We start from the raw sequence: 16,219 nt of genomic DNA on the forward strand, positions 1-16,219 counted from the left end.
GGCGGCCCTGCCGTTCACCACCGCCGCCGTCGAGGGGCTGCTCGGAGCCGTGGCCACGCTCGCCCTGGACCGCGAGCACGCCGAGGCCGCCCGCCGCGTCGTCGCCGGTCACCTGGCGGGCCCCGGCCGGCACGACGACGCAGCCGGCCCCGGCGACCGGCACGGCACGCGGGGCCTCGCCGCCGCCGTCGGGGCCTGGCTGCTCGGCGACCCCGTCCCCGCCGCCGACCTCGACGCCGCGCTGCCCAGCCTCGGTCTGGCCGGGGCCGTGGCGGCCGGGCTCGTCGTCGAGGGGCCGGACGGGCGCGTGCGCGGCGCGGTGGACCTCTCGCCGTACGACGCGGACGAGCCGGGCCGGATGTGGATCGCCTCGGACCTGACGGCCCTGCAGCGGCGCGGCCCGCTGCCTCCCGAGCACGTGCTCGGCATCGGTCGGGCCTCCCTCACGCTCGCCGGCGCCACGCAGCGCCGTCCCGTGGCCCGCGCCCTGGACGTGGGGGTGGGCTGCGGGATCCAGACCCTGCACCTGCTCGCCCACGCCGACCACGTGACCGCCACGGACCTCTCCGAGCGCGCCCTCGCCTTCACCCGGTTCAACCTGCTGCTCAACGCGGACGTGCTCGGCCTCGACCGGGAGCGGCTCGAGGACCGGGTCCGGCTGGCGGCCGGCGATCTGCTGGCGCCGGTGGCGGGGGAGCGGTTCGACCTCGTGGTCTCGAACCCGCCGTTCGTGATCACCCCGCGCACGGACCCGGACGCGCCCGTGCTGACCTACCGCGACGGCGGCCGTGAGGGCGACCGGATCGTCGCGGAGCTGATCGCGGCCCTGCCGGACGTGCTCGCCGAGGGCGGCACCGCGCAGCTGCTCGCCAACTGGGAGATCCCGGCGGGGGACACCACCGACGCCGACACCGCACCGTGGAACGCGCGCCCGCGTTCGTGGGTGGCGCCGGGGATGCAGGCCTGGTTGCTCCAGCGCGACCGGCAGGACCCCGCGGGCTACGCGGAGACGTGGCTGCAGGACTCCTCGCTCGAGCTCGACCCGCCCGCCTATGAGGCCGCCTACCGCGGGTACCTGGAGGACTTCGACGCCCGCGGCGTGGCCGGGGTCGGCTTCGGACACGTGTGGCTGCGTCGGCCCGCCGCGGACGGCTCCCAGGGCCGGGGGTGGGTGGTCGTTGAGGAGCTGACCCAGCCCGTGGATGAGGCCCTCGGCGCCGCGTGGGCCGCCGCCGTCGCCCGCCGGGACCGGCTCGCCGCGGGCGCCGGGGCCGGGGACGCCGTCGGGGACCCGGCCCTGGCCGCGCTGCGGGGCCTGCACCTGCGCGTGGCCGCGGACGTCACGGAAGAGCGGCACCAGCGGTTCGGGGCGGAGCACCCCGAGGTGATCCTGGCCCGGCAGGGCTCCGGGTTCCGGCGCGTGGCGCGCCTGGACACCGCGACGGCGGGCGTGCTGTCCGCCAGCGACGGCGAGCTGTCCGTGGGGCAGCTGGTGGGCGCGGTCGCCGCGCTGCTGGAGCTGGACGACGTCGGGCGGGCCGGCCTGCTGGCCGCGCTGCGGGAGCTGTACGAGGACGGGTTCCTGGTGGAGGGCTGACGATCGGGCGGTGGCGGGCGCGGGGACGCCGGGCGTTATCGTGGTCAGCGCGCCCTACGATGTGGGGACGTCCGTCCGCGGCGGACGCGGGTCGGCTCGCGTCGGCCCCGGATCCGCAACAATCCCGTCCCAGGAGGACCCGTTGTCCACTCCCCCCGCTTCCGTGACCGCTCCCGTGCCCTCGGGCAAGAAGCTGGTCATCGTGGAGTCCCCGGCCAAGAGCAAGTCCATCGCGAAGTACCTCAACGCGGTGGGCGAGGGCTGGGTGGTGGACTCCTCCGTGGGGCACATCCGCGACCTGCCCAAGCCCTCGGACCTGCCGGCGGAGATGAAGAAGGGCCCGTTCGGCAAGTTCGCCGTGGACACGGAGCACGGCTTCACCCCGTACTACGTGGTGCACCCGGACAAGAAGAAGAAGGTCACCGAGCTCAAGCGCGAGCTCAAGGACGCCGAGGCCCTCTACCTCGCCACGGATGCGGACCGCGAGGGCGAGGCCATCGCCTGGCACCTGCTGGACACCCTCAAGCCCACGGTGCCGGTGTACCGCATGACCTTCGGCGAGATCACCAAGGAGGGCGTGCGCCGCGGTCTGGAGAACATCCGTGAGCTGGACACGGCCCTCGTGGACGCCCAGGAGACGCGCCGCATCCTCGACCGCCTGTTCGGCTATGAGCTCTCGCCGGTGCTCTGGCGCAAGGTCTCCCGCGGGCTCTCGGCGGGCCGCGTGCAGTCGGTGGCCACCCGCCTCGTCGTCGAGCGCGAGCGGGAGCGCATGGCCTTCGTCTCCGCCCACTACTGGGGCGTGGAGGGCACCTTCACGGTGGCCGAGGGCGCGCAGGCCGCGGACGCCGTGGGCAGCTCGTTCACGGCCCGCCTCAGCACGGTGGACGGCCAGCGCGTGGCCACGGGCCGCGACTTCGACGACGCCGGGCGGCTCAAGGCCTCCGCCGGCAAGAAGGTGACCCACCTGGACGAGGCCGGCGCCCGCTCGCTGGCCGAGGGTCTGCGCGGGGCGGACTTCACGGTCGACTCGGTGGAGGACAAGCCGTACACCCGCCGCCCGGCCGCCCCCTTCACCACCTCCACGCTGCAGCAGGAGGCCGCCCGCAAGCTCCGCATGAGCTCCCGCGTCTCCATGCAGGTGGCCCAGCGCCTGTACGAGAACGGCTACATCACGTACATGCGCACGGACTCGGTGAACCTCTCGCAGGAGGCCGTGCAGGCCGCCCGGCGCCAGGCTACCGAGCTCTACGGGGCGGACGCCGTGCCGGCCCAGCCGCGCGTCTACGCCAAGCGCAACGAGACCGCGCAGGAGGCCCACGAGGCCATCCGGCCCGCGGGGGACTCCTTCCGGACCCCGGCCCAGGTCAAGGCCGAGCTGCGCCCGGACGAGTTCCGCCTGTACGAGCTGATCTGGAAGCGCACCGTGGCCTCGCAGATGGCCGACGCCAAGGGCTACACCGCCACGCTGCGGCTCTCGGCCACCGCGCAGGACGGCCGCCTCGCGCAGTTCAGCGCCTCGGGCACGGTCATCACGTTCAAGGGCTTCCTCGACGCGTACGAGGAGGGCCGGGACGCCGAGGTCGACGGCGAGAACGCGGAGGCCAAGGACCGCCGCCTGCCGCAGGTGGCCCAGGGCGAGCGCCTCACCGGTGACCCGATCGAGGCCACCGGGCACGAGACCTCCCCGCCGGCCCGCTACACCGAGGCGTCGATCGTCGCCGAGCTGGAGCGCCGCGAGATCGGGCGTCCCTCCACGTACGCCCCGACGATCTCCACGATCATGGACCGCGGCTACGTGTCCAAGCGCGGCACCGCGCTCGTCCCGTCGTGGACCGCGTTCGCGGTGATCGGGCTGCTCGAGGACTACTTCGCGAAGTACGTGGACTACGACTTCACGGCCCGCATGGAGGACGACCTCGACCGGATCGCGGCGGGCGAGCTCGGCCGCGAGGCCTGGCTGCAGACCTTCTACTTCGGGGCCCCCGCCGCGGAGACGGAGAAGGGCGTCGAGGGCCTCAAGCACGTGGTGGACAACCTCGGCGAGATCGACGCGCGGGCCGTGAACTCGCTGCCGATCACCGAGGACATCACCCTGCGGGTGGGCCAGTACGGCCCGTACCTGGAGCGGTCGCTGCCGGCCGACGCGGAGGCGGGCGCCACCCCGCCGCGCGCCAACGTCCCCGAGGACCTGGCCCCGGACGAGCTCACCCCGGCCAAGGCCGAGGAGCTGTTCGCCACCGCCCAGCCCTCCGAGCGCGAGCTCGGCACGGACCCGGAGACGGGCCGGACCGTCGTCGCCAGGGACGGGCGCTACGGGCCCTACGTCACCGAGGTCATCCCGGAGATGACCGAGGAGGAGCTGCAGGCCTGGCTCGACGCCCAGCCCACCGAGTACTACAAGAACGGCAAGCCCAAGCCGAAGAAGAAGCCGGCCAAGGAGAAGCCCCGCACCGGCTCCCTCTTCACGAGCATGTCCGTGGACACCGTGACCCTCGAGCAGGCGCTGCAGCTGATGTCCCTGCCGCGCGTCGTGGGCGCGGACGCCGAGGGCGAGGTCATCACCGCCCAGAACGGCCGCTTCGGGCCCTACCTGAAGAAGGGCTCGGACTCGCGCTCGCTCGAGTCCGAGGACCAGATCTTCAGCATCACGCAGGAGCAGGCCCTCGAGATCTACGCCCAGCCGAAGCAGCGTGGCCGCGGGGCCGCCAAGCCGCCGCTGGCCGAGTTCGGCGAGGACCCGGTCTCCGGCAAGAAGGTCACCGTGAAGGAGGGCCGCTTCGGCCCGTACGTCACGGACGGGGTCACCAACATCACCGTCCCGCGCGGCCGTCAGCCCGAGGAGCTCACGGCGGAGGAGGCCTACCAGCTGCTCGCGGACAAGCGTGCCAAGGGCCCGGCCACCCGCGGCGGTGCCAAGAAGCCGGCGGCCCGCAAGGCCCCGGCCAAGAAGACCACCGCGCGGAAGAAGGCCTGAGCGCCATGCGCCTCGGCGTCCTGGACATCGGGTCCAACACCGTCCACCTGCTGCTCGTGGACGCCCACCCGGGGGCCCGCCCCGTCGCCTACGCGGAGCACAAGCGCTCCCTTCCGCTGATCCGCTACCAGGACGCCGACGGGGCGATCACGGAGGAGGGACAGCGGGAGCTCGTGGACTTCGTCCGGGAGGCCGCCGCGTTCGCGGAGGAGCATCGGGCGGAGGACATGATCTCGTTCTGCACCTCGGCGATCCGCGAGTCCGCGAACGGCGCCGCCGTGCTGGCCCGCGTGCAGGCCGAGACCGGTGTGCACCTCTCCGAGCTCACGGGGGACCAGGAGTCGGCCATGACGTACTTCGCCGTGCGCCGCTGGCAGGGCTGGGGCGCCGGCTCCATCCTGAACTTCGACATCGGCGGCGGCTCCTTCGAGATCGCCTACGGCCAGGACGAGCTGCCCTCGCACGCCCTGTCCCTGCCGCTGGGCGCCGGCCGCCTCACCCGCGACTGGGTGCTCGAGGACCCGCCCAGCCCCAAGGCGGTGAAGAAGCTCCGCAAGCACGTGGAGAAGCGACTCGAGGAGGCGTATACGGCCTTCCCGCGCATCGAGTCGCCCGTGGTGGTCACCGCCACCTCGAAGACGTTCCGCTCCCTCGCCCGGATCACCGGGGCGGCGCCGTCGGCGGCGGGCCCCTTCGTGAAGCGGCACCTGCGCGCGGACGACCTGCACCTGTGGGTGAACCGCCTCGCGGCGATGACCGTCGCGGAGCGGGCGGAGCTGCCCGGCGTCTCGGACGTGCGCGCGCACCAGGTGTTCGCGGGGGCGATCGTCGCGCTGACGGCCATGCGCACGTTCGGCATCGCCCAGCTCGAGATCTGCCCGTGGGCGCTGCGCGAGGGCCTGATCCTCAACCGCCTCGACGCGCTCATGCTCGAGGGCCACCTCACCCGGGACGGCCGGCCCGGCGTCGGCCACGTGAACCTCAACCCGGACACCCTCCTGCCGGGACTGAGCCTGGGGGTGCGCTGACCATGCCGGACTCCACCGCGCACCTGGCCCCCGCGGCGCGCTTCGGAGCGGACATCCCCGTGACCCTGTCCTCCTCGTCCGTGTTCCCCCTGGGCACCCAGGACGTGTTCGCCACCGCCGAGGACCTCGGCTACGACGGCGTGGAGGTCATGGTCACGCACAACGCGTGGAGCCAGGACGCGCGGCGGCTGACGCGGCTGTCCGAGCGGCACGGGATGCCCATCGACTCCATCCACGCGCCCACCCTGCTGTTCACGCAGCAGGTCTGGGGCTCCGCGTGGTCCAAGATCCGCCGCTCCGTGGAGCTGGCGCAGGCCGTGGGCGCGGCCACCGTGGTCGCCCACCCGCCGTTCCGCTGGCAGGGCACGTACGCGGTGCGCTTCGCCGAGGGCATCCACGAGCTCATGGCGGAGACCGGCGTCGTGATCGCCGTGGAGAACATGTACCCGTGGCGGGCCTACGGCCGCAAGGCCAAGATGTACCTGCCGCACTGGAACCCGCTGCCCGAGCCGTACGAGCACATCTGCTGGGACTTCTCCCACGCGGCCATCGCGCGGGCGGACTCCCTGGCGGCCGTCCGCGAGCTCGGCCCGCGGCTGCGGCACGTCCACCTCACCGACGGCAACGACTCCGGCAAGGACGACCACCTGGTCCCCGGCGAGGGCACCCAGCCCGTGGCCGAGACCCTGCGCCACCTGGCGACCGCGGGCCTGGCCGGCACGGTGTGCGTGGAGGTGGGCACGCGCGGCGTGGAGTACGCGGGCCAGCGGGAGGAGATGCTCGCCGCCTCGCTCGCGTTCGCCCGCGAGCACCTGGCCGCCGGCGGGACCGACCACCACCACGACGGCGGCGTTCTGCGCCCGACCACGAAGGAGATGGACCGACCATGAAGCTGACCATCCTGGGCCTGGGCACCATGACCGGCGCGATCCTCGCCGGAGCCCTCGAGGCCGGCGCCGTGCGCGCCGAGGACGTCACCGCGACCACCCGCTCCGCCGCCTCCGCCGAGAAGGCCGCCGCGCAGCACGGCGTCACCGTGACCTCCCAGGAGCGGGACGAACGCGCCAACCATGCCGCGGTCGCTGAGGCGGACATCGTCCTGGTGGGCGTGAAGCCGAAGGACATGGTCGCCACCCTCACGGACCTGGCGCCGTCGCTGCGCCCCGAGACTGTGGTGGTGTCCGTGGCAGCCGGCGTCACCGCCGCGACCATGGCCGCCGTGCTGCCCGCGGGGCAGCCGATCGTGCGGACCATGCCGAACACGCCCCTGACGGTGGGCTCCGGCGTCGTGGGCGTGGCCCCCGGGCCGGGCGTCACCGAGGAGCAGACCACCGCCGTGCGCGCTCTCTTCGAGGGCTCCGGCCTGGTGGTGCCGGTGGCCGAGGAGCAGCTCTCCGCCGTGGTGGCCACCGCCGGCTCCGCCCCGGCCTACGTGTTCCTGCTGGCCGAGCTGATCGCCGCCCACGGTGCGGAGATGGGACTGGACGCCGCCTCCGCCGAGGCCATGGCCGCGGCCACCGTCAAGGGCGCCGGCATCATGCTCCAGCAGGAGGGGGCCAGGGCCGAGGCTCTGCGCAAGGCCGTGATGAGCCCGAACGGCACCACTGAGAAGGCCGTGGAGGCGTTCCTGGACGGCGGCATGGGCGACCTCGTGAACCGTGCCATGGACGCGGCCGCGCAGCGCGACAAGGAGATGGCCGAGGAGTTCGGGGCCTGACGGCTCCGGCGTGCCTCAGGGCCGGGCGGCGAACCGGTCGATGAGGTCGGTGTGGCCCGAGACGATGAGGGTGTCGCGCGGGCCCACCCGGGTGTCCGGCTGGGCGTAGGTGAAGTCCTCGCCCGGGGTCTTCACACCCACCACGGTCACGCCGTACTTGGAGCGCACGTGGGACTCGGCGAGCGTGAAGCCCACGCACTCGGCCGGCGGGTACATCTTCACGATCGCGAAGTCGTCGTCGAACTCGATGAAGTCGAGCATGCGCCCGTTCACGAGGTGGGCGGCGCGCACGCCGGCGTCGTGCTCCGGGAAGATCACATGGTTCGCCCCGATCCGCTTGAGGATCGTGCCGTGCGCCTCGCTGATCGCCTTCACCCAGATGTGCGGGATCTCCAGGTCCACGAGGTTCACGGTGATCAGCACCGATGCCTCGATGGAGGTGCCCACGCCGACCACCGCCGTCGAGAAGTCCTGCGCACCGAGCTGGCGCAGGGCCTCGGAGTCGGTGGCGTCCGCCTCCACCACGTGGGTCAGCGAGGGGGCGTAGCGCTGCACGAGGACGGGGTCCCGCTCGACGGCGAGCACCTCGCGCCCCTGTGCGACGAGCTCCTCGGCCGTGGCGGCGCCGAAGCGGCCCAGCCCCACGACGAGCACGGGGGCGTTGGGATCGGTGCGCTGCGGGGTGTCAGCCAATGACCGGCCTCTCGACGGGGTAGCGGTAGAGCACGCGCCGCTGGCGCAGGGCCAGGGCGGCGGCGAACGTGATCGTACCAACGCGGCCCGCGAACATCATGGCCGTCAGGACGTACTTGCCGGCCGGTGGGCTCTCCGCGGAGACGCCCACGGAGAGCCCGCACGTGCCGAACGCGGAGATCACCTCGAACAGGGGTCGCTGGAGGGACTCGTCGGTGATGTGCACCAGCGCCAGAGTGGCCACGAGCACGAGGGTGGCCCCGAGTGCGAGCACCGCGATGGCCACGCGCAGGGACTCGGGGGCGATCGTGCGGCCGTGCGCCGTCACCTCGCGGTCGCCGCGCGCCTCCGCCACGATCGCGAGGAACATGATCGCCAGCGTGGTCACCTTGATGCCGCCCGCGGTGGAGGCGGACCCACCGCCCACGAACATCAGCGCGTCCATGAGCAGCAGGGACTCGGGCTGGTGCGCGTTCGTGTCGTCGATCGCGAAGCCTCCGGAGCGGGTCATCACGGAGCCGAACAGGGAGTGCCCGACCCGCTGCCAGAAGCCCATGCCGGCCTGGGTCGCCGGGTTGCCCGCCTCGAAGAAGAAGAGGGCGACGGCGCCGAGCACCAGCAGGGCCAGCGTCACCTCGACCGTGAGCTTGGTGTGCAGGTTCCACTCCCGGAACCGCCACCCCTTCTCCAGCAGCACCATGACCACGGGGAAGCCGAGCGCGCCGAGGAACACGCCGACGCCGAGCACCGTGATGATCACCGGGTCGTGCATGATCTCCGGCAGGCCGTCCACGTGCAGGGTGAACCCCGCGTTGTTGAAGGCGCTGACCGAGTAGAAGACACCGTGCCACAGGCCGGTGAGCCACGAGCCGGAGATGGCCGCGAACCGCGGCACGAGGACGAGCGCCAGCGCGGCCTCGGCGGTCAGCACCGTCAGGACGACGACGCGCAGCAGCTGGCCGACCTCGCCGAGACTGCCGGAGGTCATGCCCGCCTGCTGCGTCGCCAGCTTCGATCTCAGGCCCAGATGCCGGGAGACGGCCAGCGTGAGCAGCGAGGCCATCGAGAGGATGCCCAGGCCGCCGATCTGGATGGCCACGAGGATGATCACCTGGCCCGCGGGGGACCAGTGCACGGCCGTGTTGACGGTGGTCAGACCGGTCACGGAGAAGGCGGAGACCGCGGTGAACATGGCGTCGTGCAGGGGGGTGGCGTGACCGTCCGCCGCGGCCCACGGCAGGGCGAGGAGCCCGGTGAACACCAGGGCCATGAGGGCGAAGGCGGAGAGGGCGGCGCGGGCCGGGGAGCCACCCACCACGGAGCTGACGGCGCGGCCCGAGCGCCGCAGCACCGTGCGCAGGTCGGTCGAGGACTCCAGCGTGGAGGCCTGGCCGGGCCGGGGGAGGCCGCCGGGCCGGCGCACCCCGCCATGGCGGCGGGCGTGCGGGGTCGGACGGGGACCTGCCACGGGGCACCTCCTGCACGGGGACGGGGAACGGACCGGCTCCCAGTATCGCGCGCGCCGTGGCCCGCGCGTCACGCGGGCGAGACATCCGAGGCGATCGTCGCCACCGTGCCGCCCGGAGCCCTAGGCTGGACCGTGATGAGCACCACGTCCACCCCTCCCGCTCCCACCCCCGCCGCTGTGGTGTGGGACTCCAGCCTGCTCCGCTACCGGTTCAGCGCGGAGCACCCGATGGCGCCCCTGCGTCTGGACCTCACGCACCGGCTCGTGGAGGCGTTCGGCCTGCTGGACGCCCCCCACGTACGGATCGTGGAGCCGCCCGTGGCCACGGACGAGCAGCTCGCCCTCGTCCACGACCCCGAGTACGTCGCCGCCGTCCGCCGGGCCGCGGCGACGTCGTCAGTCGAAGACGACCGCTTCGGCCTGGGCACCGAGGACTGTCCCGTGTTCCCGGACCTGCACGAGTCCGCCGCCCGGATCGCGGGCGGCTCCCTCGTGGCGGCGGAGGCGATCTGGTCCGGCGAGGTGGACCGCGCCGTGAACTTCGCGGGCGGCATGCACCACGCCGCCCGGTCCTCGGCGTCCGGGTTCTGCATCTACAACGACTGCGCCGTGGCCATCCAGCGCCTGCTGGACCTCGGCGCGGAGCGCGTGGCCTACGTCGACGTGGACGCGCATCACGGCGACGGCACGCAGTCGATCTTCTACGACGACCCCCGCGTGCTCACCATCTCCCTGCACGAGACGGGCATCAGCCTGTTCCCGGGCACGGGCTTCGCCAACGAGATCGGCGGCGTGGCCGCCCAGGGCACGGCGGTGAACGTCGCGCTGCCCCCGCGCACCGGCGACGCCGGCTTCCTGCGCGCCGCCCACGCCGTGGTCCCGCCGCTGCTGGAGGCGTTCGCCCCGGACGTGCTGGTCAGCCAGCACGGCTGCGACGGCCACCTCACGGACCCGCTCGCCGACCTGCGGCTGACCGTGGACGGCCAGCGCCAGCTCGCGTTCGACGTCGGCGACTGGGCCGACCGGTTCGCGCACGGCCGGTGGCTGGCCACCGGGGGTGGCGGCTACAACCCGCTGCGGGTGGTGCCGCGCGCGTGGGCCCACCTGACCGCCGCCGTCCTGCAGACCCCGATCCCGGTGAAGAGCGAGATCCCCGCCGCCTGGATCGAGCACGTCCGGGCCCTCACCGCGGACGAGCTGACCGGGGACATGTCCGTGCACGTGGGGGACGACGCCGAGCGGATCCCCACCGTGATGGGCGAGGACGCGGACGTGTGGTGGCGCTCGTGGGAGGTGGGCTACGACCCGGCCGACCCGGTGGACCAGTCGATCATGGCCACGCGCCGCGAGGTGTTCCCGCTGCACGGGCTGGACCCCTGGTTCGACTGAGCCGGCCCGCGTCCCGGTTCGACCGCGGCCCGTGCGGCCGGTATTGTGGCCGAGAACGTTTCCAGGCGTTCCACATCCGGTGGAATGCGGGTCGGCGTGTCCGGCGCCCCGGATGCCTGCGGTCCCACGACCGCCGACCCTCGCCCCGATTCAAGGAGTCCCCATGGGATCTGTGATCAAGAAGCGCCGCAAGCGCATGTCGAAGAAGAAGCACCGCAAGCTGCTTCGCAAGACCCGTCACCAGCGTCGCAACAAGAAGTGACGCCCGCGCCCTCCGGGCGCTGACGAGACGAAGCCGCCGTCCCCTTCCGGGGGGACGGCGGCTTCGTCGTGGACGGCGATCCGTAGAGTGGGGCCATGACCGCCGACCTGCCCGCCGCCACCGCCCGTGTCCAGCTGCTCGTGAAGCCCGGCTGTCACCTGTGCGCCGAGGCCGAGGCCGCGGTGGCGCAGGTGTGCGATGCGCGGGGCGAGGCCTGGGAGGCCGTCGACGGCGCCGCGCACCCGGCCCTGCTCGAGCGGTTCGCGGACGAGGTGCCCGTGCTGTTCGTCGACGGCGTCCAGCGCGACTTCTGGCGCGTGGACCCGGCCCGCCTGGGCCGGCTCCTGGACGCCCCGCGGGTCTGAGCGGGCTCAGCGGCGCGCGAAGCGCTGCCAGGCCTTCAGCCGCATGTACTCCGTGGCGTCCGGGCGGTAGGCGAGCACGATGCCGGCGACGCCGAGGCCCACCCACACCAGGTCCAGCGGGCTGAACGCCCCCATCACGGCGTTGGAGACCAGCACCAGCACGGACAGGGCCGCCAGCACCGTTCCGACGATGCGCGCGGCGCGCGAGCCGCCGCGGATCGCGAACGCCACCCACAGGTAGACGAGGAACGCGAGCACGCCGAACACGGCCGCCGTCGTGGCGAGGGCCGGGAGCATCCCGTCCATCATGGCGCGCATCTGCTCCGCCTGGTCGGCGGGCAGATCCATCTGCTCGACGGACCGGTCCAGCTCCTGCTGGATCGCGGCCTGGCCCTCCGGCTGGGTGAGGGCGAAGGCCGCCAGCAGGGTCGTCGCCAGCAGCAGGAGGCCGCCCGAGACGATCAGCCAGAACGCGGCCGTCAGGGAGCGCGGCCGCGGGGGCAGCTCGACCGGGCCGGGAGACTGCCAGCCGGCCGGGCCGTGGGGGGAGGGGGCCTGGGGCATCCCCGCCTGGCCCGGGGCGCCGTACGGAGTCGCCGGCGGTGCGCCGTAGGGGTTCTGGCCGTACGGGCTCGCACCCGCCGGGTCGGGGGAGCCCGGGGTCGACCCCTGCGGGACGGCGCCGTACGGGTCGGCGCCGTACGGGTTCTGGCTGCCGTGGGGATCGGTGGGCGAGGTGCCGGACATGGGGCCTCCTAGCGACGCCGACGCTCGCGGCGTCTCGGTGCGGACGGGGGTGGCGGCGCGGTCGCGCCGAGCTGTGCCCCACGCTACCGCCGGGGCCACCGGTCCGCCTCTGCCAGACTGGCCCCATGCAGACGCTCGCCACCGTCCACCTGGTCCGCCACGGAGAAGTCCACAACCCCGATCGTGTCCTCTACGGCCGCCTGCCGGAGTTCGGGCTCTCGGAGCTCGGCCACGAGATGGCCCGGGGCGTGGCCGCGTGGTTCGAGGAGCGTGCCGCGCAGACCGGCCGGGCGCCCGCCGTCGTCGCCGCCTCCCCGCTGACCCGCGCGCAGCAGACCGCCGCGCCCATCGCGGCCGCGTTCGACCTGCCGCTGGTCACCGAGCCGGACCTGATCGAGGCGGAGAACGCCTTCGAGGGCATGTCCCAGGTGGCGGCGTCGCTGAAGCGGAACCCGCGGCTGTGGCCCCGGCTGCGCAATCCCCTGCGCCCGTCCTGGGGCGAGCCGTACCGCGCGCAGGCCGCCCGGATGCTGGCCGTCGTCGACCGGCTCCGCGGCGAGGCCGTGGCCGCCGAGGGGCCCGGCGCCGAGTCCGTGCTCGTCTCGCACCAGCTGCCGATCTGGGTGACGCGCCTGGCCGTCGAGGGCCGTCCGCTGTGGCACGACCCGCGCCGGCGTGAGTGCTCGCTGACCTCCGTGACCTCGCTCGTGTACGAGGAAGGGCGCAGGGTGCCGCGCGTCGAGTACCACGAACCGAACCAGGCCCTGCTCAAGGACGCCTCCTCCCTGCCGGGCGCCTGAGACGGCCGGCGTCGACGACGCCGGCCGCAGCCTCCCACGGGGTGGGGGTGTGACGTCCAGGGTTCAGTCAGAATGCGGGGCGGACAGTAGACTCCCCAGGTACCCGGAATCCAGCCCCGCGCGTCCCCTGGAGGGCAGCCCGCCATGCAGACCCCCCGTCCGTCCCGTCGCACCGTGCTGACCGGCCTCTCGCTGCTCGGCCTCGCGCCCGTCCTCGCGGCGTGCTCGGGGGACGACTCGCTGACGCGGCAGGCGGGCAACGCGGACGGCAAGAACTACATCGCCGGCGACGGCTCCGTCCTGGAGATCGCCCCCGCCGAGCGCGGCGCCCCCGTGGAGTTCGCCGCCGAGCTCTTCGACGGCACCCCCGTGACCGGCGCGAGCCTGCGCGGCACCCCCGCCCTGCTGAACTTCTGGTACGCCGCCTGCGCGCCGTGCCGCGTCGAGGCCCCCCACCTCGTCTCCCTGCACGAGCAGTTCGCCCCGCAGGGGGTGCGGTTCCTCGGCGTGAACGTCCGGGACACCGTCACCACCGCGCAGGCCTTCGAGCGCACCTTCGAGATCCCCTACCCGTCCATCGAGGACGCCCGCGGGGACGTGCTCCTGAACATGACCGACTACGTGCCCCCGCAGGCCGTGCCCTCCACCCTCGTCCTGGACGTCGAGGGCCGCGTGGCCGCCCGCGTGCTCGGCGCCGTGGAGGAGTCCACCCTGCGCGCCCTGCTCACCACCGTGGTGGACGAGGCCGCGGCCTGACCCGGCCGCCGTGTCCATGCAGAGCAACCCCTTCGCCGAGATCGCCCTCGACGGCTCCCTGCTGCTGGCCGCGCCGATCGCCGTGCTGGCCGGCCTGATCTCCTTCCTCTCCCCGTGCGTGCTGCCGCTCGTGCCCGGCTACCTCGGGTACGTCACCGGCCTCGGCGGGGACGTGCTCACCAGCCGCCGCCGCGGGCGCCTCGTGCTCGGCTCCGTGCTGTTCGTGCTCGGGTTCGCCGTGGTGTTCGTGGGCATCACCGTGGTGTTCACCCAGGCCATGGTCTGGCTGCGGCGCGACGGCGCCTGGGTCACCCCCGTGCTCGGCGTGCTCGTGATGCTCATGGGCCTCGTGTTCCTCGGCGGCGGCGGCCGGCTTCAGCAGGAGCGCCGCGTCCACTTCAAGCCCGCCGCCGGCCTGGTCGGCGCGCCCCTGCTGGGCATGACCTTCGGCCTGGGCTGGGCGCCGTGCATCGGCCCCACCATGGCCGCCGTCCTGGCCATGTCCACGGCCAGCTCCGGCTCCGTGGGCCGCGGCGCCCTGCTCGCCTTCCTCTACTGCCTCGGCCTGGGCCTGCCGTTCGTGCTCATGGCCCTCGGCATGGAGCGCGGCATGCGGGCCCTCGGGTTCTTCCGCCGGCACCGCGTGCTGATCATGCGCCTCGGCGGCGCCCTGCTGATCGCGCTGGGCCTGCTCATGGTCACCGGCGTCTGGACCGCCTGGACCACGCAGCTGCAGCTGTGGTTCGCCAACGAATGGGAGATGCCCCTGTGAGCTCCAAGGCCGCCCGGACGCGCTCCGAGCCCGTCACCCTGCCGCGCCTCGGCCTGGCGGGCACCCTGCGCTGGATCTGGACCCAGCTGACCAGCATGAGCACCGCGCTCATGCTGCTGCTCCTGCTCGCCGTCGCCGCCGTGCCCGGCTCCCTCGTGCCCCAGCGCCGTGCCGGCCCCGAGATCGTGGACCAGTGGATCGAGGACAACCCCGTGTGGGGCCCCGTCCTGGACGCCCTGCAGTTCTTCGACGTCTACAACTCCGTCTGGTTCTCGGCCATCTACCTGCTGCTGTTCGTCTCCCTCGTGGGCTGCGTGTGGCCGCGCGCCATCCAGCACGCCAAGGCCCTGCGCCAGCCCCCGGCCCGCACCCCCCGCAACCTGACGCGCCTGCCGGCCTCCGGCGTCGTCGTCCTCGAGGAGGGCGGCCCGAGCCCCGAGGAGGCCGTGGCCAGAGCCCAGGCGTGGCTGCGCAAGCGCCGCTACCGCGTGGAGCACCGCCCCGAGGCCGGCGGCGCGTCCGTGGGCGCCGAGCGCGGATACCTGCGCGAGATCGGCAACATCCTGTTCCACGTCTCGCTGATCGGCGTGCTCGTGTTCATGGCCTACGGCGGCATGACCAAGTACGGCGGGCAGAAGATCATCGTGGAGGGCGAGGGCTTCGCCAACAACCTCGTGGCCTACGACTCCTTCACCCCCGGCACCTACTTCAGCGCGGACGACCTCCAGCCGTTCTCCCTCACCCTCGACTCCTTCGACGCCGTGTTCGACCGCGAGTCCGAGACCCACTACGGCCAGCCGCTGGACTACACCGCCGTCATGGACGTCCGCGAGGGCTCCGGCGGCGAGCTCCAGCGCCAGATCCTCAAGGTCAACCAGCCGCTGGACATCGACGGCGTGCGCGTCTACCTCGTGGGCAACGGCTACGCGCCCGTGGTGACCATCCGCGACGGCGCCGGGGACGTGGCCTTCCAGGGCCCCGTGGTCACCCGCGTGTTCGACCAGAACTACGGCTCGCAGGCCACCATCAAGGTCCCCGACGCGCGGCCGGACCAGCTGGGCTTCGTCGGCTTCTTCCTGCCCTCGGCGGTGGAGGACGAGGAAGGCGCCGCGTTCTCCGCGGACCCCGAGCTGCTCAACCCGGAGCTGCAGCTGAACTCGTACTACGGGGACCTCGGCCTGGACACCGGCCGCCCGCAGAACGTGTACGTGCTGGACACCGCATCCCTCACCGAGCTCAACAGCCGCACCAACGAGAACGGCGGCATCGTGCTCAGCCCGGGCCAGACGTACGAGCTGCCCGAGGGCAAGGGCTCCATCAGCTTCGACGGCGTCCGCCGCTACGTCGGCCTGGACATCCACTACGACCCGGGCAAGTGGGGCGTCGGCGTGTTCGCCGGCACCGCCCTGCTCGGCCTGGCGATCAGTCTGTTCGTCCGCCGCCGCCGCGTGTGGGTGCGCGCCCGCACCGACGACGACGGCCGCACCCGCGTGGAGTACGCGCTGCTCGCCCGCGGCGAGGAGTTCGGCCTCCACGAGGAGCACGTGGCCCTGCGCGCCGCCATGGAGAAGTGGTGGCCCATCGTCGCCGCCACCGAGACGGCCGACGACGCCGCGGCCGGCCTGCGCGCGGACCTCGCGGAGGTCAT

General features: G+C 73.4%; 15 protein-coding genes. 12 read left to right on the top strand and 3 right to left on the bottom strand.

Annotated features, from left to right (window positions below; all coding sequences use genetic code 11):
- The 5 genes from QL983_RS06070 to proC all read left to right on the top strand — a co-directional run.
- Nucleotides 1-1,597, top strand: a 1,597-nt coding sequence (locus QL983_RS06070) for a methyltransferase (RefSeq protein ID WP_290151843.1), incomplete at its 5' end; no start/stop codon positions are given.
- 142 nt (nt 1,598-1,739) lie between these two features.
- Nucleotides 1,740-4,574, top strand: a complete 2,835-nt coding sequence (gene topA, locus QL983_RS06075; protein WP_206495790.1) for a type I DNA topoisomerase — start codon at nt 1,740-1,742, stop codon at nt 4,572-4,574.
- A 5-nt stretch (nt 4,575-4,579) separates the two neighbouring features.
- Entirely contained in the window at nt 4,580-5,602 is a 1,023-nt protein-coding gene (locus tag QL983_RS06080; RefSeq protein ID WP_036341216.1) for an exopolyphosphatase, read from the top strand.
- Nucleotides 5,603-5,604: 2 nt separating this feature from the next.
- On the top strand, nt 5,605-6,492 hold the full coding sequence (locus QL983_RS06085; RefSeq protein ID WP_036341218.1) for a sugar phosphate isomerase/epimerase family protein: 888 nt from the start codon (nt 5,605-5,607) through the stop codon (nt 6,490-6,492).
- The gene (gene proC, locus QL983_RS06090; protein WP_036317279.1) at nt 6,489-7,319 is read left to right on the top strand and encodes a pyrroline-5-carboxylate reductase; all 831 of its coding nucleotides are present in this window, start codon (nt 6,489-6,491) and stop codon (nt 7,317-7,319) included. Before QL983_RS06085 ends, proC begins: the two co-directional genes overlap by 4 nt.
- A gap of 15 nt (nt 7,320-7,334) precedes the next feature.
- Here the strand turns inward: proC and QL983_RS06095 are convergent, their stop codons facing one another.
- Complete coding sequence (locus tag QL983_RS06095; RefSeq protein WP_002856329.1) at nt 7,335-8,012, bottom strand: TrkA family potassium uptake protein; 678 nt, start codon at nt 8,010-8,012, stop codon at nt 7,335-7,337.
- A complete protein-coding gene (locus QL983_RS06100; RefSeq protein WP_144869009.1) occupies nt 8,005-9,480 on the bottom strand; it encodes a potassium transporter TrkG in 1,476 nt (491 codons plus the stop codon). Before QL983_RS06100 ends, QL983_RS06095 begins: the two co-directional genes overlap by 8 nt.
- 135 nt (nt 9,481-9,615) lie before the next feature.
- On the opposite strand from QL983_RS06100, the gene QL983_RS06105 reads away from it, so the two are divergent.
- The 3 genes from QL983_RS06105 (at nt 9,616) to QL983_RS06115 (ending at nt 11,496) form a co-directional block, all read left to right on the top strand.
- Nucleotides 9,616-10,869, top strand: coding sequence for an acetoin utilization protein AcuC (locus QL983_RS06105; RefSeq protein WP_144869006.1), 1,254 nt, complete (start codon nt 9,616-9,618; stop codon nt 10,867-10,869).
- A 163-nt stretch (nt 10,870-11,032) separates the two neighbouring features.
- Nucleotides 11,033-11,131: an AURKAIP1/COX24 domain-containing protein gene (locus tag QL983_RS06110; RefSeq protein ID WP_005504750.1), complete on the top strand. Its 99-nt coding sequence runs from the start codon at nt 11,033-11,035 to the stop codon at nt 11,129-11,131.
- 95 nt (nt 11,132-11,226) lie between these two features.
- Entirely contained in the window at nt 11,227-11,496 is a 270-nt protein-coding gene (locus QL983_RS06115) for a glutaredoxin family protein (protein WP_036317272.1), read from the top strand.
- A gap of 6 nt (nt 11,497-11,502) precedes the next feature.
- Here the strand turns inward: QL983_RS06115 and QL983_RS06120 are convergent, their stop codons facing one another.
- Nucleotides 11,503-12,243: a hypothetical protein gene (locus QL983_RS06120; protein ID WP_036317269.1), complete on the bottom strand. Its 741-nt coding sequence runs from the start codon at nt 12,241-12,243 to the stop codon at nt 11,503-11,505.
- A 125-nt stretch (nt 12,244-12,368) separates the two neighbouring features.
- Here QL983_RS06120 and QL983_RS06125 point away from each other — a divergent pair, with 125 nt between their 5' ends.
- The 4 genes from QL983_RS06125 to QL983_RS06140 all read left to right on the top strand — a co-directional run.
- Nucleotides 12,369-13,043, top strand: a complete 675-nt coding sequence (locus QL983_RS06125; protein WP_036317266.1) for a histidine phosphatase family protein — start codon at nt 12,369-12,371, stop codon at nt 13,041-13,043.
- Between the two features lie 144 nt (nt 13,044-13,187).
- A complete protein-coding gene (locus tag QL983_RS06130) occupies nt 13,188-13,799 on the top strand; it encodes a TlpA disulfide reductase family protein (RefSeq protein WP_061867158.1) in 612 nt (203 codons plus the stop codon).
- A 16-nt stretch (nt 13,800-13,815) separates the two neighbouring features.
- A complete protein-coding gene (locus QL983_RS06135; protein ID WP_036336893.1) occupies nt 13,816-14,571 on the top strand; it encodes a cytochrome c biogenesis protein CcdA in 756 nt (251 codons plus the stop codon).
- Nucleotides 14,568-16,219: cytochrome c biogenesis protein ResB (locus tag QL983_RS06140; RefSeq protein WP_290151856.1), on the top strand; the 1,652-nt coding region annotated here is incomplete at its 3' end. The genes QL983_RS06135 and QL983_RS06140, both read left to right, overlap by 4 nt.

It is taken from the genome of Micrococcus sp. APC 4021, from assembly GCF_030407635.1.
In the GTDB taxonomy this organism is placed as follows: Bacteria; Actinomycetota; Actinomycetes; order Actinomycetales; family Micrococcaceae; genus Micrococcus; species Micrococcus luteus.

Coding starts and splice junctions, on each gene's coding strand:
- QL983_RS06130 (WP_061867158.1), top strand. CDS start 13,188: ATGCAGACCCCCCGTCCGTCCCGTCGCACCGTGCTGACCGGCCTCTCG.
- QL983_RS06105 (WP_144869006.1), top strand. CDS start 9,616: ATGAGCACCACGTCCACCCCTCCCGCTCCCACCCCCGCCGCTGTGGTG.
- QL983_RS06080 (WP_036341216.1), top strand. CDS start 4,580: ATGCGCCTCGGCGTCCTGGACATCGGGTCCAACACCGTCCACCTGCTG.
- QL983_RS06120 (WP_036317269.1), bottom strand. CDS start 12,243: ATGTCCGGCACCTCGCCCACCGATCCCCACGGCAGCCAGAACCCGTAC.
- proC (WP_036317279.1), top strand. CDS start 6,489: ATGAAGCTGACCATCCTGGGCCTGGGCACCATGACCGGCGCGATCCTC.
- QL983_RS06110 (WP_005504750.1), top strand. CDS start 11,033: ATGGGATCTGTGATCAAGAAGCGCCGCAAGCGCATGTCGAAGAAGAAG.
- QL983_RS06115 (WP_036317272.1), top strand. CDS start 11,227: ATGACCGCCGACCTGCCCGCCGCCACCGCCCGTGTCCAGCTGCTCGTG.
- QL983_RS06085 (WP_036341218.1), top strand. CDS start 5,605: ATGCCGGACTCCACCGCGCACCTGGCCCCCGCGGCGCGCTTCGGAGCG.
- QL983_RS06135 (WP_036336893.1), top strand. CDS start 13,816: ATGCAGAGCAACCCCTTCGCCGAGATCGCCCTCGACGGCTCCCTGCTG.
- QL983_RS06125 (WP_036317266.1), top strand. CDS start 12,369: ATGCAGACGCTCGCCACCGTCCACCTGGTCCGCCACGGAGAAGTCCAC.